Source organism: Nonomuraea sp. NPDC050643 (assembly GCF_040654715.1).
Lineage (GTDB): Bacteria > Actinomycetota > Actinomycetes > Streptosporangiales > Streptosporangiaceae > Nonomuraea.
The window spans coordinates 19,365-39,052 of sequence record NZ_JBFAIM010000102.1; the positions used below are offsets into that span (position 1 = coordinate 19,365).

Annotated in this window: 20 protein-coding genes; 12 read left to right on the plus strand and 8 right to left on the minus strand. The window is 71.4% G+C overall.

Annotated features, from left to right (window positions below; all coding sequences use genetic code 11):
* Positions 1–182: 182 nt before the first annotated feature.
* The 5 genes from AB0I15_RS62450 (at position 183) to AB0I15_RS62470 (ending at position 3,919) form a co-directional block, all read left to right on the plus strand.
* A complete protein-coding gene (locus tag AB0I15_RS62450; RefSeq protein WP_358119030.1) occupies positions 183–1,157 on the plus strand; it encodes a helix-turn-helix transcriptional regulator in 975 nt (324 codons plus the stop codon).
* Positions 1,154–2,125 carry a helix-turn-helix domain-containing protein gene (locus tag AB0I15_RS62455; protein WP_358119031.1) on the plus strand — a complete coding sequence of 324 codons (972 nt, stop codon included), beginning with the start codon at positions 1,154–1,156 and terminating at the stop codon, positions 2,123–2,125. Before AB0I15_RS62450 ends, AB0I15_RS62455 begins: the two co-directional genes overlap by 4 nt.
* Positions 2,126–2,244: 119 nt before the next feature.
* Positions 2,245–2,595: an STAS domain-containing protein gene (locus AB0I15_RS62460; RefSeq protein WP_358119033.1), complete on the plus strand. Its 351-nt coding sequence runs from the start codon at positions 2,245–2,247 to the stop codon at positions 2,593–2,595.
* A gap of 115 nt (positions 2,596–2,710) precedes the next feature.
* On the plus strand, positions 2,711–3,133 hold the full coding sequence (locus AB0I15_RS62465) for a hypothetical protein (RefSeq protein ID WP_358119035.1): 423 nt from the start codon (positions 2,711–2,713) through the stop codon (positions 3,131–3,133).
* Between the two features lie 111 nt (positions 3,134–3,244).
* A complete protein-coding gene (locus AB0I15_RS62470) occupies positions 3,245–3,919 on the plus strand; it encodes a DUF4142 domain-containing protein (RefSeq protein ID WP_358119037.1) in 675 nt (224 codons plus the stop codon).
* Between the two features lie 51 nt (positions 3,920–3,970).
* Here the strand turns inward: AB0I15_RS62470 and AB0I15_RS62475 are convergent, their stop codons facing one another.
* Positions 3,971–4,474 carry a MarR family transcriptional regulator gene (locus AB0I15_RS62475; protein WP_358119039.1) on the minus strand — a complete coding sequence of 168 codons (504 nt, stop codon included), beginning with the start codon at positions 4,472–4,474 and terminating at the stop codon, positions 3,971–3,973.
* Between the two features lie 126 nt (positions 4,475–4,600).
* Between AB0I15_RS62475 and AB0I15_RS62480 the strand changes: the two genes are divergently transcribed.
* Positions 4,601–4,993, plus strand: a complete 393-nt coding sequence (locus tag AB0I15_RS62480) for an STAS domain-containing protein (protein WP_358119040.1) — start codon at positions 4,601–4,603, stop codon at positions 4,991–4,993.
* Positions 4,994–5,156: 163 nt separating this feature from the next.
* A complete protein-coding gene (locus tag AB0I15_RS62485; protein ID WP_358119042.1) occupies positions 5,157–6,197 on the plus strand; it encodes an endo-1,4-beta-xylanase in 1,041 nt (346 codons plus the stop codon).
* A 28-nt stretch (positions 6,198–6,225) separates the two neighbouring features.
* On the opposite strand, the gene AB0I15_RS62490 is transcribed toward AB0I15_RS62485, so the two are convergent.
* The 6 genes from AB0I15_RS62490 to AB0I15_RS62515 form a co-directional block, all read right to left on the minus strand.
* Positions 6,226–6,774, minus strand: a complete 549-nt coding sequence (locus AB0I15_RS62490; protein ID WP_358119044.1) for a hypothetical protein — start codon at positions 6,772–6,774, stop codon at positions 6,226–6,228.
* Between the two features lie 5 nt (positions 6,775–6,779).
* Entirely contained in the window at positions 6,780–7,202 is a 423-nt protein-coding gene (locus AB0I15_RS62495) for an Rrf2 family transcriptional regulator (RefSeq protein ID WP_358119045.1), read from the minus strand.
* Between the two features lie 12 nt (positions 7,203–7,214).
* Positions 7,215–8,153, minus strand: a complete 939-nt coding sequence (locus AB0I15_RS62500) for a sulfite exporter TauE/SafE family protein (protein WP_358119047.1) — start codon at positions 8,151–8,153, stop codon at positions 7,215–7,217.
* A gap of 128 nt (positions 8,154–8,281) precedes the next feature.
* Positions 8,282–8,668 (minus strand): hypothetical protein, encoded by a 387-nt coding sequence (locus tag AB0I15_RS62505; RefSeq protein WP_358119049.1) that lies wholly within the window; start codon positions 8,666–8,668, stop codon positions 8,282–8,284.
* Entirely contained in the window at positions 8,665–10,014 is a 1,350-nt protein-coding gene (locus AB0I15_RS62510) for a hypothetical protein (protein ID WP_358119050.1), read from the minus strand. The genes AB0I15_RS62505 and AB0I15_RS62510 overlap by 4 nt, the downstream gene beginning before the upstream one ends.
* A complete protein-coding gene (locus AB0I15_RS62515; RefSeq protein ID WP_358119051.1) occupies positions 10,011–11,078 on the minus strand; it encodes a hypothetical protein in 1,068 nt (355 codons plus the stop codon). Before AB0I15_RS62515 ends, AB0I15_RS62510 begins: the two co-directional genes overlap by 4 nt.
* A gap of 301 nt (positions 11,079–11,379) precedes the next feature.
* Between AB0I15_RS62515 and AB0I15_RS62520 the strand changes: the two genes are divergently transcribed.
* Complete coding sequence (locus tag AB0I15_RS62520) at positions 11,380–12,420, plus strand: PP2C family protein-serine/threonine phosphatase (protein ID WP_358119052.1); 1,041 nt, start codon at positions 11,380–11,382, stop codon at positions 12,418–12,420.
* 62 nt (positions 12,421–12,482) lie between these two features.
* Entirely contained in the window at positions 12,483–13,385 is a 903-nt protein-coding gene (locus AB0I15_RS62525; RefSeq protein WP_358119054.1) for a transglutaminase-like domain-containing protein, read from the plus strand.
* Positions 13,386–13,578: 193 nt separating this feature from the next.
* On the opposite strand, the gene AB0I15_RS62530 is transcribed toward AB0I15_RS62525, so the two are convergent.
* A complete protein-coding gene (locus AB0I15_RS62530) occupies positions 13,579–14,610 on the minus strand; it encodes a LacI family DNA-binding transcriptional regulator (protein ID WP_358119055.1) in 1,032 nt (343 codons plus the stop codon).
* Positions 14,611–14,736: 126 nt separating this feature from the next.
* On the opposite strand from AB0I15_RS62530, the gene AB0I15_RS62535 reads away from it, so the two are divergent.
* The 3 genes from AB0I15_RS62535 to AB0I15_RS62545 form a co-directional block, all read left to right on the plus strand.
* Positions 14,737–16,701 (plus strand): beta-L-arabinofuranosidase domain-containing protein, encoded by a 1,965-nt coding sequence (locus AB0I15_RS62535; protein ID WP_358119056.1) that lies wholly within the window; start codon positions 14,737–14,739, stop codon positions 16,699–16,701.
* 108 nt (positions 16,702–16,809) lie between these two features.
* Positions 16,810–18,513, plus strand: a complete 1,704-nt coding sequence (locus AB0I15_RS62540) for a CBM35 domain-containing protein (protein WP_358119058.1) — start codon at positions 16,810–16,812, stop codon at positions 18,511–18,513.
* Between the two features lie 21 nt (positions 18,514–18,534).
* A partial coding sequence (locus AB0I15_RS62545) for an extracellular solute-binding protein (protein WP_358119059.1) occupies positions 18,535–19,688 on the plus strand: 1,154 nt, incomplete at its 3' end.

Below are 19,688 nucleotides of genomic sequence, written 5' to 3' on the forward strand. Positions count from 1 at the left end.
TGGGGCCGGTGCGGCCATTCCGGTGGAGAGCAGCAGGCCTAAGGCGACAAGCGACCGGCGGATCATGGGGCTCCTCAGGAGATCATCGAGTCCCCCGGAACCATGACAGATCGCAGTCAAGCCGCGAAAGACGGAAGGGAGTCCTCTTCCCGTCATAGGCGGAAATAGGACATCCTGTGGGGGTGCTGGAGATCATCGGGCTGTCACCCGAGGCGCAGACCCTGTACGAGCGGCTCGTCGAACGCTCACCCGCGACGCTAGCCGAGCTGGGCCCCGGCTCCCCCGCCCCCGGCTCCCTGACCACGCTCGCGGCCGCCGCCGAGCTCGAGGAGCTCGGCCTGATCACCCCGCTGCCCGGGGACCCGCCGCGTTACGTGGCCGTCTCCCCCGGCCGGGGGCTGGACGCGCTGATCAGGGCGCGTACCCAGGAGCTCACCGCGACCCGGCACCGCATCGCCCAGCTCTCGGCGCGCTTCCACCGCTCGGTGCCCGACGAGGACGCCGCCGGGCTCGTCGAGGTGGTGATCGGCAAGGACGACGTCAGCCGGGCCTTCCTGCGGCTCCAGCAAGGCGCGCGGCGGCAGGTGCGGGTCTTCGACGCACCGCCGTACGCGACCCCGCTGGGCGGCAACGCGGTGGAGTTCGAGCTGCTGGGGCGGGGGGTGGAGGTGCGGGCGCTGTACGACAGGCGGGCCATGGAGGTGCCCGGCACGCTCTCGCTCATCGCCCGCTACATCGCGGCCGGCGAGCAGGCCCGGGTCGGCGACGTCCCGGTGAAGCTGGCGCTGAACGACGAGCCGATGGCGGTCATGCCGCTGCGCCACGACCGGCACGTGGTGGAGTCCGCGCTGGTGGTGCGCGATTCGACGCTGCTGGACGCGCTGGCGGAGCTGTTCGAGATGTGCTGGGAGCGGGCCGTGCCGCTCCGGGTCAGGCAGGGCCGCCTGGCCGAGGCGACGGGGGCCGCCGACGCGCGGCGCGACCTGCTGCCGCTGCTGGCCGCCGGGCTGACCGACGCGGCCGTGGCGGCCCATCTCGGCTGGAGCGACCGCACCGTACGCCGCCACGTCCGCGCCCTGATGGTCCAGCTCGACGCCAGGACCCGCTTCCAGGCCGGTTACCAGGCCGCCGCCCGCGGCTGGCTGGCCGGGCCGTGACCGCGCTCGGCCCGATCGGGCTCACCCCGGACGAGGAGGCGCTGTACGAGCTCCTTCTCGACCGTTCACCGGCCACCCGCGACGGGCTCGCCGCCGCGTGGCCCCGCGCGGACCTGGCCGCGCTGCTCGCCTCGCTCGAGGCCAAGGGGCTCCTGCGGACGTCGCCGGGGCCGCCCGCCCGCTACGCCGCCGTCGCGCCCGAGGTCGCGCTCGACGCCCTGGTGCTGGCCGCGGAACGCGACCTGCTGCTGGCCCGCGAGCGGGCCCGTGAGCTGGAGGAGGCGTTCCAGGAGCGGGCGCGGCAGCGTACGCCGCCCGCGGTCATCGAGGTGGTCACCGGCCGGCACGCGGTCGAGCAGCGGCACGCCCAGCTCCACCGCGCGGCCCGGCGGCGTTTCCGCTGCCTGTCCAAGCCGCCGTACCTCGATCCCGTGGGCAGCGTGGCCGCCCAGCACGAGTTGCTCGACCGCGGCCTCACCAGCCAGATCATCTACGAGCGGGACTTCGTGGCCCGCGCCGGCGCGCTGCGCCAGATCGAGGAGATGGTGGAGGCCGGCCAGCAGGCCCGGGTGCTGCCCGGCCTGCCGATGAAGCTCTACCTCGCCGACGACTCGCTCGCGCTGCTCCCTCTCCGGCACGAGCCGGCGGTCGCGGCTCTCGTCATCCACCCGTCGGGCCTGCTCGAGGCGCTGATCCGGCTCTTCGAGGGGTTGTGGCGGCGGGCGCTGCCCATGGGCCTGGACCCGTCCGCCCCCGGGCCGCCCACCGGCGACGACCGGCTGGTCGCCCTCCTGCTGTCCGGGCTCACCGACGAGACCATCGCCCGCCACCTCGGCGTCGGCCACCGGACGGCCGAGCGGCGGATCGCCGAGCTGATGGCCCGGCTCGGGGCGCGTACCCGCTTCCAGGCCGGCGTCCAGGCGGCCCTGTCCCGCGAGTCCCCGCCGCCGGGCCATACGGAACCGTGAGGTCCTGGCACCCCGGAAGATCGTCCGCGCGAACGCTATTCCCGTGAACTCCTTACGACGTTAGCCTGAGGTCGCCCCCACAGGGCATGCCCGATGATCCGACTGATCGGGAGAGAGCGATGGCGGCCGCTCTGAGGCTGACCCACCGGCATCTGCCGGGCGTGACGGTGGTCGCGCTGGCGGGAGAGCTGGACACCACCAATCACGCGCACCTGACCGCCTACCTCGGCCAAGCCCTCGGGGATCCCGCCGACCAGGTGGTGTTCGATCTGAGGGAGCTGACCTTCCTGGACAGCAGCGGCCTGCGGGCGCTGCTGCTGTGCCACCGTTCCAGCGCGGAGGCGGGGGGCGAGCTGCGCCTGGCCTGCCTCCAGCCCCTGCCCGCCCGGCTGGTGGAGGTCACGGGCGTCGGCTCGCACATGGCCACGCACGCGACGGTCGACCAGGCGGTGGCCGCCGCCACCGCCTAACATGACACAAGGTGAGCTTTTTATGGCGTCGAGTGTCACAAGCCCTTCTTGCCGGGCGTACGGAACGAGACGGACACTCTAGGCGGCAGTCATCGTCAGCCGGGGGTGGTTCCTCGTGCGCGACGGGTTCGAATCCCGCGAATCGTGGCCCTTCGAGTGCCTGCGTTGCCTCTACGTCTGGGAGGCCGACTACACCGTCCGCCATCTCAGCGACGATCACGGCAACGAGGTCGACATCTGGCTGAGCTCGGGGGTGACCGTGCAGCCACCCTGGTCGGGGACGGATTGCCCGGCCTGCGGCGCCTATCACACCACGTCGTTCCCGGCGGGCTACCTGACGCGCCACCCGGAGCTGATGGCGCCGCCCGAGCCCAGGCCGCTGGCCGATCTTCCCGTCACGCCGGTCAAGGAGATCGGGCCGGTCCTCGAACGCGCGCCGTTCTCCCGCCGCCTGCTGATCGCGGTGGGCGTGCCGGTGATGGTGTTCGTCGGGTACGAGGTGTATCAGAACGTGCTGGCGTCGTCCGTGCACCACTGAGCCGCCTCCCCGATTCTTGCTCCATGCAATTCTTGCTCAGTGCCATGAACACTTGCGCACACCGCCGCGTACCCCTTGGTGAACACCGAACCCAGAAGGGGATGACGGCACATGCGCTTGCCCCGGAGCCTTCACCTGCCCATCGTCTGCGGCGTCGCCGCCCTCACGTCGCTCACCGCATGCGCCACCTACACCCCGCCGCCCGTCAACGGGCTTCCCGCCCTGGACACCGCGCCGGCGACCGTGGAGGTGGAGGAGACCAGCACACCCACCGCGCAGGCGGATCCCGATCCTGAGAGCGGCACGTGGCAGACCGAGTGGGGGCCGCTGTCGGAGATCGACCGTGACCTCGTCCGCAAGGTCCGCCTGGCCACCCTGTGGGAGATGGTCATCGCGCAGGAGGCGATGCAGCGGGCCACCAACCCCCGCGTCCGCCGGATCAGCGAGGAGATCTCGAAGCAGCACCACACGCTCGACGAGCAGGCACGCGCGCTCGCCGCCAAGCTGAAGATCAAGCTGCCCGTGAAGCCCACCGAGCAGCAGGCCGGCTGGATGAGCGACATTTCCGGCAGGTCCGGGTCGGCCTACGACGCCACCTACGTCAAGTGGCTGCGCCTGGCCCACGGCCAGATCTTCGGTCTCATCGGCGACGTGCGCGGCAGCACCCAGAACACCCTCGTCCGGCGCTTCTCGGAGCAGGCCAACTCCGCCGTGCTCAACCACCAGCGTCTCCTGGAGAGCACCGGCCTGACCACCTCGGAGAGCTTCCCGACGCCATCGGCCTAGCCGCAGACGCCGGTCCGGCCCAGCGCGCGCCGCCAGACCTCCCGCGCGCCCTCAGACGTCGGGCCAGCCGAGCGGGTGCGGCGGGTGGGTCGGCTGCTCGCCGCCCGCCTCGTTGAAGGCGTTCATGGCCGAGATCAGCGCCTGCCGCTGCTCCGCCGTCATCCGTGACACGATCGCGCCGATCTCCTCCCTGCGGTGCGCCATGACCTGGTCGACGAGACGATGCCCCTCCTCCGTCAGCCGCATCAGGCTCTCACGCCGGTTGTGCGGGTTGACCTCCCGCGCGATCAACCCCGTGCTCGCCAGCCGGTCGGCCATGCGCATCGCCGTGGAGGAGTTGACCCCCAGCAGCTCCGCCATCGTGACCAGCTTGGTCTCACCGTGCCCGGCCAGCACCACCATCATCCGGAACTGCGGCAGCGTGACCTTCTCCTCGACCGCGGCCAGTGATCGCGCGGCCACGGCGACCAGCAGACGCGACCCGGCCAGGACCGCCGAGACGACGGAGGACTGATCCTCCCCCCGTTCCCGGCACTCGTCATCCTCGTCAGCCATAGCCACTGTTGTACACGGTGGCGCGGGCCCGCCCGGGCCGGATTCGGCCGGTATGCTTCCCCGTTTAGTTGCATCATGCAATGATGAAGGGGGATCAGTGCACACCCCTGCCGGCGGAGGAGTGGAATGGGAAGCGTAGACCGGACAGGCTTCTCCTGGGTGGTCACGCAGAGCGACGACGCCGCGATTCTGAGCGTCGCAGGGGATCTGGATCTCGCCGCGGTCCCGGAATTCCGCCGCGGGCTGACGGAGGCGATGTCGGGCCAGGCGCCGCCGCTCGTCATCGTGGACCTGGGCGCCGTCGACTTCTGCGACTCCTCGGGGCTGAACACGCTGATCTGGGCCGCGAACGCGGTCGAGTCGGACAAGGGCCACCTCGTGCTGAGCCGCCTCCACCCCCGGCTGACCCGGCTGCTGCGCATCACGGGGCTGAACCGGCGCTTCCACACGTGCGAGACGGTCGTGGAGGCCACGGCCATGCTCTCCCTGCCCAGCGGCCTGATCGGCAACGGGTTCTAGGCGCGACCGCGCGCCGCAGGCGATCATCTCCGCGATCGGGGTCGTCCCAGAGGTTGACGGGACGTCCCTGAGCGCTTACGGTTCCGGCGACCGGTGAAATTATCGACATAATTCCGAAACTTTCGGAGCGTGTCACCCTGAGCAGCCCCCTCGGAGGCCATCGGTGAAGCCACTGATCATCGCCCTCGCGCTCATCCTCGCCGCCCCCACCACCGCGTACGCCCATCCGCGCCCGCCACGGGACCTGCGGCAACTGGCGCACCAGCACGGCATCAAGATCGGCTCCGCGGTGGACATCGCCGCCCTGCGGGCCGAGTCCGACTACCGCAGGACGCTCAACCGCGAGTTCACCCACGTCACCGCCGAGAACGCGATGAAGTGGGAGTCGGTGGAGCCCGAGCGGGGCGTGTTCACCTGGGCGGACGCGGACGCCCTGGTCGAGAACGCCCGCCGCAACCACCAGCAGGTACGCGGCCACACCCTCGTCTGGCACAACCAGCTCCCCGCCTGGCTGACCAGCGGCGTCGCCGACGGCTCGATCGACGCCGGCGAGCTCAGGTCGATCCTGCGCGACCACATCACCACCCAGGTCCGGCGTTACAAGGGCAAGATCAGGGCGTGGGACGTGGTCAACGAGGTGGTGGAGGAGGACGGCACGATGCGGCAGAGCATCTGGCTGACCCACCTCGGCCCCGGCTACATCGCCGACGCCTTCCGCTGGGCGCACCGCGCCGACCCGCGCGCCAAGCTCTTCATCAACGACTACAACCTCGAATGGAACGCCCCCAAGATCGAGACCACACTGGCCCTGGTCAAGGAGCTGCAGGCGAGCGGGGTGCCGATCCACGGCGCCGGCTTCCAGGGACACCTCGGGATCCAGTACGACTACCCCGGCGACTGGCCGAACATCATGCGCCGCTTCGCCGACCTCGGCCTGGAGATCGCGATCACCGAGCTCGACGTGCGCATGGAGCTGCCCGTGACCGCCGAGAAGCTGGCCAGGCAGGCCGACTACTACAGCAGGGCGCTCACCGGCTGCCTCGGCGTCAAGGCGTGCCGCGAGCTCACGGTCTGGGGTTACACCGACCGCCACTCGTGGGTGCCGGGCTGGTTCGCGGGGGAGGGCTCCGCGTGCCTGCTCGACGAGAACCTCGCGCCCAAGCCCGCCTACCACGCGCTGCTGGCGGTCAAGAGCCCCCGTTAGGGCGTTCCCCGTCGTCGGATCGGTCACCTCACAGGGGGGGTGACACCGGCCGGTGATCGAGGCGCTGGTAGAGGCCGTAGACGAAACGGGCCCGGTGGGTCGTGCCGTCGTGGTCGAAGTCGATCGTCCACTGGTGCGGGGCCGGGCCCTCGTACTGGACGGCGCCGGGGAAGCTCGCCCCGACGTCGGCCACCACGCACGTCCACGGGACCAGCTCGGGCAGGGTCAGCGGAGCGGCACCGCCGGGGCGGACGAACCACTGGTTCCACAGCTCACGGCCGGGGCCGAGCAGGGCCTCGAACTGCAGCCCCGGCCAGGACGGCAGCACCCACCGGAGCACGTCGCAGGTCAGGCTCCCGACGGGCGCGCGGCCCCGGTGCGCCGGTGGCCCCAGGGCCCGGCGCAGCGCGGTCGCGCCCTTCATGGCGTATGTCATGCGCGTCCAGTGGGTGTGGGCGGCGCGCAGCTCGGCGCGGGTGGCGCCCATCCCGTCGAGCGCCTGCTCCACCCTCTCGGCGTTGAGGTCGCGCATCCGGTGCATGAGCGCCAGTTCGAACTCGCGTACCCCGAAGACCATGACCCCTAGCTTGCCAGGGTCCCGTCACCGTTGGAGACGGCGTCCATGGTGCCGTTCGAGGCCACGATGTCGGCGAGGGTGATCTCGCTCAGCAGGGCGTTCTCGTGGCTGCGAAGACGGGCCCAGATCTCGGTCAGCGGGGCGGCGGCACGGGGGAAGGGCCGGGCGGGCGGCTCGGCCCCTTCCGTGACGCGGATGACATCGGCCAGCGCGATCTCCCCGGCCGGGCGGGCCAGCCAGTAGCCGCCCTCGGGGCCGCGCTGGCTCTGGATGAGGCCGGCCCGGCGGAGCTGCAGCAGGATGTTGTCGCAGAAGCGACGGGGGATCTCCTGCGTGACGGCGATCCGTTCGGCGTGTACGGGGCTGTCGGCCTCGGCCAGGGCGAGCATGGCGCCGAGGGCGTACTGGGTGCGGGCGGAGATTCTCATAGGCGGCGAGCCTCAGGCGGAGGCCGTCTCCTCCTCTCCGCTACGGGCCCGCAGCTCTTGCTCCACCGCCTCGACCGACTCATTCGCCTTGTCCCGGCGGTATTCGCGCACCGAGTAGGCGATCGCGCCGGCCCACACGATGGCGATGGCGATGTAGGCGACCGTCTGGACCCCGCCGGAAGCGTCGATCCAGTCGCTGCGCAGCAGGGTGCGGACGTTGGTCAGCACGATGACGCCGCCCACGGCCGAGCCGAGGATGCGCGGCGGGATGTGGCGCACGAGCCAGGCCGCGATCGGCGCGGCGATGACGCCGCCGAGCAGCAGCACGCCGACCCAGGCGAAATTGATGTTCTCCGAGCCGATGCCGACGAAGAAGCCGATGCTGGCGGCGATGGCCACCAGGAACTCGCTGGCGTCGATGGAGCCGATCACCTTGCGCGGGGCCAGGCGGCCGCTGGCCAGGATGGCGGGCGTCCCGACCGGGCCCCAGCCGCCTCCGCCGGTGGCGTCCACGAAGCCGGCCACCAGGCCGAGCGGCGCGAGGAAGCGGCGGCGCAGCGGCTTGCCGAGGTTGCCGCGCGGCAGGCCGAAGGCGGTGAACCGGATCAGGATGTAGACGCCCAGGCTCAGCAGAATGATCGACATGACCGGGGCGGCGATCTCGGTGGACAGGCTCGACAGGAACGTCGCGCCGGCGAAGGCGCCGACGGCGCCCGGGATGCCGATCTTGGCGACGACCTTCCAGTCGACGTTGCCGAAGCGCCAGTGGGAGATTCCCGAGGCGAGCGTGGTGCCGATCTCCGCGAGGTGCACGGTTGCGGAAGCGGCCGCGGCGTTGGTGCCGATGGCCAGCAGCAGCGTGGTGGAGGTTACGCCATAGGCCATGCCCAGGCTGCCGTCGACGAGCTGGGCCGCGAGGCCGACCAGCCCGAGGAGGATGAGCGCTCGCACGATCTCCCCTTTCCTACCATTCCTACTATACAAGTAGGAATAATAATTTAGCTGTTCTTGGGTCCTGTCAAGTCCTGGGGACGAGAAAGCGCCGCCGCCGGGTGAAAATCGGGGCGGCGGCGCCGGAACTAGTCGGTGATCAGGGCCTTCACGGCGAGCTCTTCCTCGCCCGCCGGGCCGTTCAGGCGGATCGACAGCTCCCAGACCCCGCTCATCGCGAACAGCTCCCCTTCGGCCTGGAAGCGGCCCCGCCCGACCGCGCGGGCGGTGACCTCCGGTGTGGCGTGGCCCATGTCGGCCATGACCGCCGACAGGACGACCGAGTCGGCGTCGCCCGAGGTCACGGCCACCTTCACCGTGACGCGCCCGGTGGTGGGCTCGGCGAGCTCGACGGTGGCGGCGTAGCGCGTGCCCGTGGTGGTCAGGGTGAGCGGCTCGGCCGCCACTCCCCTGCCCACCACGAAGAGCGCCACGGCGGCCACCACGAGCGCGGCGGCGGCCGCGATCCGCTTCACCGCCGCACCGCCGGGGCCGTGACGTCCACGGTGAAGGGCGTGGTCACGATGCGGTCGGCGGTGGCGTACTGGGTCCAGGCCAGGTACCGGCCGGGCGCAGGGAAGCCGAAGGTGAAGCGGAGCCGGCCTCCCGGGGCGCCCATCTCGTGGACGTGGCCGAGGAAGGAGCCGTCCTGGCTGCGTACGAGCAGGTGGCCGGTCATGCCGAGCCAGGGGCGTACGTCGCCGGGGGCGTCGAGCTCGATCGTGACGGGCCGCCCCGCGACGGGAACCTCCGGCCGCAGCCGCGGGACCACGACGGGCCGTCCGTCCGTCACGGTCTCCGCGGGCTGGTCGGCCGGATCGGCCGGTTTGCCCGCAGGGTCGGTCGGTTTGCCCGCAGGGTCGGCCGGGTCGGCCTTGGGGGTGCCGCCGACGGTGAAGCTCCCGGGGATGAGCTGGCCGCCGGAGCCCTCCCGTTCCAGCTCGGCGTGCGCCAGGTACCGGCCCGGCCGGTCGGCGCGGAGCCTGACCTCGAGCCGGCCGGGCGCGGTGCGCAGCGGGTGCACGTGGCGGAAGTATCGTCCGTCCTCGCTGGTGACGACCAGGTGGGTGAGCGCCTCGTGGTGCACGGTGAGGTCGTCCACGGGCCGTCCGGTGGAGCCGTCCACGAGGTCGATCCGCAGGGTGAACTCCGCGCCCGCGTCCGGGCGGGCGGGCAGCGACTCCATCCGCCCCTGCACGTACGGCCGCCCGCCGGCCGGCGTCGTCTCGGCCACAGGCGCGGCCCCGTCGGGCGTGGCCGGGGGCAGTTGCGGCTCGACCACGATGACCATGGTGGCCACGGTCAGCCCGGCGGCCGCGCCCCCGGCCAGCAGCATCGCGGGGCCGCGCCGGGCCACCGCCCCGGTGAGCAGGCCGCCCACCAGGAGCAGCCCGGCCACGAAGAACCCGCCATAGATCAGGAGGTCGCCCGGGGAGCCGCGGTCCACCAGGACGCGGAACGGCACCACGGCCACCTCGTTGCCGGCGCGCAGGGTCAGCTCGTGTGGCCCGGTGCGCTCCACCGTGAGCCGCGCGTACTGCGGGTCGCGCGCCGCCGCCGTGGCCACGCCCTTCACGGTGCGGCCGTCCTCGACCGAGCGGACCTCCAGGCCGACCCGCAGCGCGGTGACCGGCTGGTAGGCGATGACCCCGATCCGCAGCGGCCCGGGCACCCGGGTCGTCCCCTTGACGACCACCGTGAGCTCCGTGCCGGCGATCGTCTGGGCGATGCGCAGGTCCGCTCCCGCCATCACGTTGTGCGCGGCGGCGGGAGTGGCCAGCAGCAGCACCAGCGCGACCACGAGCCCGAGAACTCGGATCATGCCCGCTCGGTGTCGACGGCGTTGGGCAGGAACAGCACCCCGAGCACCAGGCCGATCAGCCCGGCCACGATCGGCGCGCCGGTCCACAGCTCGGGCACGGTGGGCAGGCCCCCTCCCGCCACCGAGGCGAACGCGATGTAGAGCGACCAGGTGGCCAGCCCGGACAGCCCGGCGAAGGCCCAGTACGCCCCCCGCCGCGCGCCCGACGGCCGCAGCCAGAGGATCAGAAGATCGCTCACGACGCCCGAAACCATCAGGGATCCCAGAATCGGCACGTTCTCGAACTCCGTCTGCGCCCCCGGCATGAGGACGGCCAGCGTGTACATGATCGTCACCGAGCCGAACGGCAGTTTCCAGCGACGGAGCAGGAACAGCAGGGGGGCGAGCATGACGATGTTGGTGACGACCATCGCGATGGCGACCCGTTCGGCTCCGGGGTCCTCCAGCGAGGAGAACGCCTCGACGACGCGGGCGGGGCGCCACTGCAGGGCGTCGCCGTACGACAGGAAGAGCGAGACCAGCGTGGTCGCGAACGCGAACCCGATCAGCGCCGGAAGCAGGCGCATCAGCGTGGGGCTGGACCCGACGTCGGGGGCGTTCCAGGCGGAACGGAGCGGTGTGGTGAGGATGAGAAGCATCGTCACGATAAGACCGAGATGCGAGGGACTGAACAAAATGTCCAGACTCGTCTCGATGCCGAGCAAGGTATGCCACATCATGTCGGCGAATCCGAAGGCGGCGAACGCGGGTATCGCCAGCAGTCCCGCCAGATAACCGGTGGGCACGGCCGCCAACCCCTGGCGACCGGCGCGGACGTTACGCCACACCTGCCAGAGAATCCACCCGGACACCGCGGTGAAACCCGAGTAGAACGCGGCGTGCCACGGAGTGAAGAACGTCTCAAGCTCGGTCAGATTGGTGTGCGCCCAAGCGTCGATCATCAGTCCGATGCCGAACCAGACGCCCAGCAAGGCCGTCACCAGGTCCACTCGGAGCGACACCCAGCCGCGCGGCTCCCCCGAGTCCACCAGTAATCGTCGTACGCCGGTATTGGCCAAAGCCACTTCATGACTCCTTTCTGTCAGCACGAATCTATCCAGAACCGGCGGAATCCGAAGAACCAGCGGAAACCGCCATGATTTCTCACGTTCCGTACCTGCGTGGACACACGAATTTCGTTTCCGGGGCCGCTGAGCTCGAAAAACACCGGGCGGCGAGTCATCCATAAATGACCGTGGACATTCGTGCGGATTCTTCCGATCACGCTACGTGTTTCAACGGCTCCGCTCTTTCCCGGCGCCGAGCTTGAGAAGAACGGGTGCCTGCGCGATGCTGGTACGTCGGCAACGCGATTCGGGGGGTTGGATGAGGTCCTTGCAGGTCCTGCGCTGGCTTCCGTTCGTCGTCATGCTGGCCGTGGCCGTGCTCGACCTGCTGGGAGGCCGCTCCCTGGTGTTCCTGCCGCTCCTGACGCTCGGCCCGGCGTTCGCGTCGGTGTCGGGAGGTGTGCGGCGCACGGCCCTGGTGGGCGCGGTGGCGCTGGCCATCTGCGTGCCCATGGCGCTCTACAACGGCCTGCTGCTCACCTGGGAGAACAACCTGACCGTCATCAGCATCGCCGGGGTGACCGCGGCGAGCATGCTGGCCAGCCGCCTGCGCCTGCAGCGCGAGCGCGAGCTGGCCAGCGTTCGGCAGGTGGCCGAGGCCGCCCAGCGCGTGCTGCTGCGGCCGGTGCCGCGGCGGGCCGGCGACCTGCGGGTGGCGCTGTCCTACACCTCCGCGGCGGCCGAGGCCCAAATCGGCGGCGACCTGTACGAGGTCGTCACGACCCCGCACGGCGTACGGCTGCTGATCGGCGACGTCCAGGGCAAGGGCCTGGCGGCGGTCGAGACGGCGGCCTGGGTGCTGGGGGCCTTCCGCGAGGCCGCGTACGACGAGGCCGACCTCACCGACATCGGCGACCGCCTGGAGGTCAGCCTGGCCAGGCACCTGGGCGCCGAGCAGTTCGTCACCGCGATCGTGGCCGAGCTGGGCGACGACGAGCTGACGCTGGTGAACTTCGGCCATCCGGCGCCGCTGCTCATCCTGCGCGACGGCGAGCTGCACACCGTCGAGCCGCCCGAGCAGGGCCTGCCCCTCGGTCTCGGCGCGTTCGACCCCTCGGCCGCCAAGGCCCAGCGCATCCCGTTCGGCCAGGGCGACCGCATCCTGTTCTTCACCGACGGGGTCATCGAGGCCCGGAACGCGGAGGGCGAGTTCTACCCGCTGACCGAGCGGGCCTGGCTGCTGACCCGCGACGACCCGCAGACCGCGCTCGACGCGCTGCGGGCGGACCTGGTCGAGCACGCGGGCGGCCCGCTGCTCGACGACGCGGCGATGCTCCTGCTGCACCGCTCCACCCGCTGACCGGCCCCCCGCTTCGGGAAATCAAGGTGCGCCCTCGCCGTGGCGCGGGTGACCATGCCTCCATGCCGGACGCCACGACCTTCTACGCCACCCAGAGCGTCTTCTCCAGTCCGGGAGACCTCGCCCGGCTCTACGCCGACCTGCCGCCCGACCCCGCCGGGCTGGCGCGGATCGTACGGAACCTGATGATCCACCGCTGGGAGGGCGGCCTCTTCGGCTACGACCTCCCCGAGGACCGGCTGCGCGACGACGCCGAGACCCGCTACGTCGACGGCATCCTGGCGATCATCGCCGGGCGCGACGGCTCGTCCCTGACCCGGCGCCGCGACCCCGATCGCCGCTTCGTCGGGGTGTGCCGCGACTTCGCGCTCCTGCACTGCTCCTTCCTGCGCCACGCCGGGATCCCCGCCCGCGTCCGGTCCGGCTTCGCGACCTACTTCCGCCCCGAGGGTTTCCACCACGACCACATGATCGGCGAGCACTGGGACGGCGAGCACGGCTGGCGCCTGTCCGACCCGCAGCTCACCGACCCCGCCGTGTACCCGCCCATGGACTTCGACCCCATGGACGTCCCACGCGACCGCTTCCTGACGGCGGGCACCGCCTGGCGGCTGCTACGCGCGGGCGAGGCGGACGCGGCGACGTTCGGGCTCTACCGGCCGGACCTGAGCATGTCGCGGGAGAACTTCGTGGCGGGGAACGTGCTGCTGGACATCGCGGCGGTCAACAAGGCGGAGACGCTGGTGTGGGACGTCTGGGGCGCGATCGCCGACATCGACGACGGCATCACGGACGCGGACCGGGAGCTGTACGACCGGATCGCGGAGGTGACGGCCGGGGACGGCGACCTGGAGGCGGCCCGTACCCTGTTCCTCTCCGACCACCGCCTGCGCCCGCCCGCCACGATCCTGTCACTGGCCCCTTACAACGGCCAGCACCAGGTGACCCTCCGCCCCCCACCATGATCCACTCGATCGCCCCGTGCCCCCGGAGGAGGAAGCGACCCGACCCGGGGCGCACGCCCACCTCCCCCAAGGACCCCAAGGATCTGGAGACCGCCGGGGGTGCCAGAGGGACGGAAGGGGAAGCGACCCGAAGGGGCCCGATCCGGAGTGCACGTCCTCCTCCCCCAAAGGACCCCAGCCGGAGTACGGAGGGTCAGGAGGCCGCCGGGGGTGCCAGGGGGATGGAGGTGGATTCGCGGATGACGAGGTGGCAGGGGCGGAGGTGGCGGCCGGGGGCGGGGGTGCCGTTGATGGCGGCCAGGAGGAGGTGGGCCGCGGTCTGGCCGAGCCCTTCGAGGTTCATGTCGATGCTGGTGAGCGGCGGCTGGCAGGCGTCGGTCATGACGTCCCAGTTGTCGAAGCCGACGAGGGCGATGTCGTCGGGCACGCGCCGGCCGGCGGCGCGGAGGGCGTCGGCGACGCCGCGGGCGATCTGGTCGTTGCCGCAGAAGACGGCGTCGACGGGGGTGTGGGCGGCCAGGAGGATGGCGGTGGCCTGGCGGCCCCAGATCTCGCTCCAGGCGCCGTAGAGGGGCGGGGCGGCCGGCGGGTGGCCGTGCTGGGTGAGGTGGTGGGTGGCGGCGGTGGCGCGGACGTGGGCCGAGTGGTGGTGCTCGGGGCCGGTGATGTGGGCGATGCGGGTACGGCCGATGGCCAGCAGGTGGTCGATGGCCTTGCGGGCGCCGGCGGCCTCGTCGGGGACCACGGAGCAGTCGTCGGGGTCGGCCGAGCTGGTGAAGGCGTAGACGACGGGCACGGGCAGGCCGGCGGCGATGGGGGTGCGGGCCTGGGTACGGCGGCCGGTGACGATGATGCCGTCGACGCGCCGGCTGAGCAGGGTCTTGACGTGGTACTGCTCGCGGATGGGGTCGTCGCGGCCGTCGCAGAGGAAGACCGACATCTGGCCGGCGCCGAGGGCTTCCTCGGCGCCCATGAGGACGGGGATGCTGAAGCGGCCGATGGTGTCGGTGGTGATCATGCCCACGGTGTAGGTGCGGCCGGTGTGCAGGTTGCGGGCGCCGGCGTTGATCTCGAAGTTGAGCTGTCTGGCCGCTTCCTTGACCCGGGTGCGGGTCTCCTCGCGCAGGGATCCGCGGCCGTTGAGGGCTTTGGAGGCCGTGCCCACCGACACCCCGGCCAGTGCCGCGACGTCGGCGATCGTGACGTGACGCGCCAATTTCCCCACACTTTCCTCCGGTTTCCGAAGCCCTTGCCTGCACCACTGTACCGTCCGTTGACTCTGGCAACAGGGCGGCGCTAAGTTGAGGCAAACGATTTCCTAACTTTCCTAATCTCGGGGTGAGAGAGCCGGATGACTTCGCCGAAACCCGCGGGCAATCCTTTGGCCACCGTCAGTCCTCCGACGTTCGCCGGCCCGGCCGCCCCCGCTCCCGGCGCGGTCTCCGCGCTGCGGCCCCTGCGGCTGGATCAGGTACGGCTGCGCGACGGCGGGCTGCTCGGCCGGTGGCGGCGGCGCAACGTCGAGGAGACGCTCCCCCATTGCGTCGAGCGGCTGGAGAGCAGCGGCAACCTGGCCAACCTGCGGGCCGCCGCCGTGGGTGAGACCGGGCGCACGTTCGCGGGGATGTGGTTCGCCGACTCCGACGTGTACAAGACCCTGGAGGCCGCGCTCTGGGAGCTGGCCGACCCGGACGCCGACCCGCGCCTGCGGATCTTCGCCGAGGACACGACGGCCCTGCTGGCCCGTGTCCAGCGGGCCGACGGCTATCTCAACTCCTATTTCACGATCGCCGAGCCCGACCAGCGCTGGCTCAAACCGGTCTGGAGCCACGAGCTCTACTGCGCCGGGCACCTCATCCAGGCCGCCGTGGCCGCCGGCCGCACCGGGGCGAGCCCCGAGCTGGTCGAGATCGCCCGCCGCTTCGCCGATCTGCTGGTCGAGCGGTTCTCCGAGGTGGAGGAGGTGTGCGGGCATCCGGAGATCGAGACCGCGCTGGCCGAGCTCTACCGCCTCACCGGCCACCGCCCGTACCTGGAGCTGGCGCGGCGATTCCTCGACCTGCGCGGGCACGGCCTGCTGGAGCACGGGCGGTTCGGGCCCCGCTACCACCAGGACCACGTGCCGCTGCGCGAGGCGCGGGAGGTGGCCGGGCACTCCGTGCGGCAGCTCTACCTGCTGGCGGGCATGGTGGACGTGGCGGTGGAGACCGGCGACCTGGCGCTGCTGGAGGCGGCCGAGCGGCTGTGGGACGACGCCTTCCGTACCAGGACCTACGTCACCGGCGCCCATGGCTCGCGGCACCGCGACGAGGCGTACGGGGACCCGTACGAGCTGCCGCCCGACCGCGCGTACGCCGAGACCTGCGCCTCGATCGCGAGCTTCCACGTGAGCTGGCGCCTGCTGCTGGCCACCGGCCAGGCCCGTTATGCCGACGAGCTGGAACGCGTGCTCTACAACGCCATCGCCGCGTCCGTCTCGCGGGACGGCAGGCACTTCTTCTACTCCAACCCGCTGCACCTGCGCACCGGCCACGCCAACGCCGGGGAGGAGGCGGCCGGCCACCGCCTGCCGTGGTATTCGTGCGCCTGCTGCCCACCCAACATCGCCCGCCTGATGTCCTCCCTGCCCGGCTACCTGGCCACCGGCGACGCGGACGGCCTGCAGCTCCACCTGTACGCCACCGCGACCATCGAGGCCGGTCCCGCGACGGTCGAGATGCGCACCGCCTACCCGTGGCAGGGCCGGGTCGAGCTGGCCGTGACCGCGGACGGCGGCGAGCCGTGGACGCTGGCGCTGCGCGTCCCGTCCTGGTGCACGGCCTACGGCGTGACGGTGGACGGCGAGCCGGCGCGGGCGGCGGTCGATGCCGGTTACCTGCGCCTGACCAGGGTGTGGGAGGGCACCACGAGTGTCGTCCTCGACCTGACCATGCCCGTCAGGCAGATCCGCCCCCACCCCCGCGTGGACGCCGTACGCGGCTGCGTCACGCTGGCGCGCGGCCCGCTCGTGTACTGCCTGGAGCAGCACGACCTGCCGCCGGGCACGGTCCTGGAGGACGTGCGGCTGCACCGGGACGGCGCGTTCCAGGCCGTCGAAGGCTTCATGGAGGACCACGTCAAGGGTGAGGACCCCCCGATCGTGATCACCGCGTCCGGCTCGACGCTGGACACCGGCAGCGCACCGCTCTACACCGACCACCGCGAGCGCAGGCCGCTGACGAGCCCGCTGACGCTCACGGCGGTGCCGTACTTCCTGTGGGGCAACCGGAGCGAGGGCCCGATGCGGGTCTGGATCCCGGCCGCCGACACGGGATGAGCCGGCGGGCCGGCTGAAACGCGGCCCGCCACGCACGACGGGACCGCCGCGCCGGCGCGGGCGGGGTGGTTCCGGTTCTTACCCGTCTAGCTGGAATGAGGTAAGTACGTGATCACCCCCCAGATCAAGCGAGCCCTCGCCGCCGGCCTGGCCGCCGTCCTCCTCACAGGAGCGCTGGCGAGCCCGGCCGAGGCGGCGGGCGCGACCCTGACCGTCAACGTCGCGCAGCCGTTCAGGCCGGTCACCCACGCCGCGTCGGGTGGCCTGTACGGTTTGGCGGAGAACAGCCGGCCGGCCGACTCCACCCTGCTGCCGATCAAGGTCAACTCGCTGACGCAGCCCGCCCCGGGGGTCGGCCAGCGTCCCAACGGCCAGCCGCCGGGCGGCGACGCGCTGCTGGTGGCGCCGCAGGCCACCCGCGTCGGCGCCGGCCAGTTCATCCGAATGCCGGACATCTACCCCGATTTCCCGTATCGGTGGGTGAGCTGGGACGACTGGCTGGCCAAGGTGACCACCATGGTCAACGCCAGGCTGTCGGCGACCACGGTCACGAACGTGATCGGGTGGGAGCTCTGGAACGAGCCCGACTACACCTGGAACACCGCCGCCGCGGGCAACTTCAACGACGGCTGGGTGCGTACGTTCCGGGCGGTCCGCGCCCTCGACGCGCTGACGCCGATCGTCGGCCCGAGCACCGCCGTCTACAACCGCTCCTGGATGCAGGCGTTCCTGACCCGCGCCCGCGACACCGGCACGCTGCCCGACATCATCTGCTGGCACGAGCTGACGGACGCCGGCCGGATCGCCTCCGACCTCGCCGACTACCGCAACCTCGAGGCGTCGCTGGGCATCAGCCCGCGCCGTATCTCCATCAACGAGTACGCCGCCCCCGCCGAGGTGGACGTCCCCGGCCGCATCGCCGGCTACGTGGGCAAGCTCGAACGCGGCAACGTGGAGTCGGCCCACCGCGCCTTCTGGCACGAGTACGGCACCATGAACGGCCTGGTCGTCAACAACAGCCAGCCGACCGGCACGTGGTGGCTGTACAAGTGGTACGGCGACATGGCGGGCAACATGGTCACCACCACGCCCAGCTCGCAGAGCGGCCTCGACGGCTTCGCCGCCTACGACGGCACCCGCCGGATCGTGAACGTGGTGTTCGGCAACGAGGCCGGGACCAACACCGTCAACCTGACCGGCCTCGGCGCGCTCGGCTCCAGCGTGCGGGTCACGCTGCTGTCCACGCCGTCCAGCGGCCGGTTCACCGCCGTCGGCGCGCCGGTCACGGTCTCCACCACGACCAGGACGGTCAGCGGCGGCCAGTTGAGCGTCTCGGTGCCGAACATGGTCGCCACCAGCGCCTACCAGCTCCTCGTCGAGCCCGTCAGCGGGGTGCCGGCCTACCAGCAGCGCTACGAGGCCGAGAACGCCTCGGTGTTCCGCGCCGCGCGGCTGAGCGCCACGAGCGCGTCCGGCGGCGGGTACGTCGGCCGCATCGACAACACGGGCACGCCGCGCACCGACAGTTACGTGGACTTCGTGGTCAACGTGCCGGCCGCGCGGGCGTACACGATGACCATCGGCTACGCCAACGGCACGGGGGCCACCGCGACGCAGGGGCTGGCGTACAACGGCGGCGCCTGGAGCACGGTCAGCTATCCGCCCACCGCCGGCTGGGGCCAGTTCGGCGCCACGGTCAGCACCACCGTCACCCTGCGCGCGGGTTACAACGTGATCCGCCTGGCCAAGGGCTCGCCGCACTTCGCCGGCGGCACCGGATACGCCGAACTGGACTACCTCCAGCTCATCTGATTTCGAGAGGAAACCATCGAGATGGCAAGCTTCGTCCCCCGGGCGGCATGCCTGGCCCTCGTCGCCGTCACGCTGGCCGCCTGCGGGTCCTCCCCGGACACCGCGGCGCAGTCGTCCGGCGCGAGTACCGCCTTCACCGTCTGGGACCCCTATCCGCAGTTCGACGACGCGTCGGAGTGGGTGAAGCTGCTGGTCAAGTGCGGCGCCGACGCCGGGGTGAAGGTGGAGCGGACGGGTTACGACACCACGGATCTGACGAACAAGGCGCTGCTGGCGGCTCAGCAGGGCAACGCGCCGGACGTGCTGATCGTGGACAACCCCGTCGTGTCGACGCTGGCCGAGGCCGGGGTGCTCACCACCACCGAGGAGACCAAGGCCGACACCTCGTCGATCGCGCCGAACCTGCTGGCGGCCGGGCAGACGGGCGGCAAGACGTACGGGATCCCGATCGGCGCCAACACCCTGGCCCTGTTCTACAACAAGGCGATCTTGGACAAGGCCGGGGTGGATCCCGGGTCCGTCAAGGACTGGGCGTCGCTGACGGCGGCGCTCGCGAAGGTGAAGGCGTCGGGCAAGAAGGGCATCACGTTCTCGGCGATCGGCACGGAGGAGGGCAGTTTCCAGTTCCTGCCCTGGTTCTGGGGCTCGGGCGCGAGCCTGACCAAGCTCGACTCCGCCGAGGGCGTCGCGGCCGTGGCGCTGTGGACGGACTGGGTGAAGCAGGGCTACGCCCCCAACTCGGTCATCAACAACACCCAGACCACGAGCTGGCAGGAGTACGCCACCGGCGAGTTCGCGTTCGCCGAGAACGGCACCTGGCAGCTCGCCAACGCCAAGAAGACCGGCTTCGAGTCCGGGATCATCGCGATCCCGGGCAAGGACGGCGGCACCGCGCCCGCCCCCACCGGTGGTGAGTTCGTCAGCGTGCCGGTGCAGGCCGACACCGGCCGCTACGCCACCTCACAGAAGCTGATGACCTGCCTGACCAGCGCCGACAACGCCTACACCACCGACACCACGCTGTCCTACATCGCCGCGACCGAGGCGGTGCAGGCCAAACAGGTCACCGAGAACAAGGACCTGCGGGTGTGGGTGGACGCGGTCAAGGCGGCCAAGGGCCGCACCAGCGACGACCTCGGCACGAAGTATCCGAAGATCTCCGAGCCGATGTGGGG

What these genes read in the sequence shown, in the direction of transcription:
- AB0I15_RS62460 (WP_358119033.1), top strand. Translation starts at nt 2,245, where the DNA reads ATGGCGGCCGCTCTGAGGCTGACCCACCGGCATCTGCCGGGCGTGACG.
- AB0I15_RS62470 (WP_358119037.1), top strand. Translation starts at nt 3,245, where the DNA reads ATGCGCTTGCCCCGGAGCCTTCACCTGCCCATCGTCTGCGGCGTCGCC.
- AB0I15_RS62475 (WP_358119039.1), bottom strand. Translation starts at nt 4,474, where the DNA reads ATGGCTGACGAGGATGACGAGTGCCGGGAACGGGGGGAGGATCAGTCC.
- AB0I15_RS62480 (WP_358119040.1), top strand. Translation starts at nt 4,601, where the DNA reads ATGGGAAGCGTAGACCGGACAGGCTTCTCCTGGGTGGTCACGCAGAGC.
- AB0I15_RS62490 (WP_358119044.1), bottom strand. Translation starts at nt 6,774, where the DNA reads ATGGTCTTCGGGGTACGCGAGTTCGAACTGGCGCTCATGCACCGGATG.
- AB0I15_RS62495 (WP_358119045.1), bottom strand. Translation starts at nt 7,202, where the DNA reads ATGAGAATCTCCGCCCGCACCCAGTACGCCCTCGGCGCCATGCTCGCC.
- AB0I15_RS62510 (WP_358119050.1), bottom strand. Translation starts at nt 10,014, where the DNA reads ATGATCCGAGTTCTCGGGCTCGTGGTCGCGCTGGTGCTGCTGCTGGCC.
- AB0I15_RS62520 (WP_358119052.1), top strand. Translation starts at nt 11,380, where the DNA reads ATGAGGTCCTTGCAGGTCCTGCGCTGGCTTCCGTTCGTCGTCATGCTG.
- AB0I15_RS62525 (WP_358119054.1), top strand. Translation starts at nt 12,483, where the DNA reads ATGCCGGACGCCACGACCTTCTACGCCACCCAGAGCGTCTTCTCCAGT.
- AB0I15_RS62535 (WP_358119056.1), top strand. Translation starts at nt 14,737, where the DNA reads ATGACTTCGCCGAAACCCGCGGGCAATCCTTTGGCCACCGTCAGTCCT.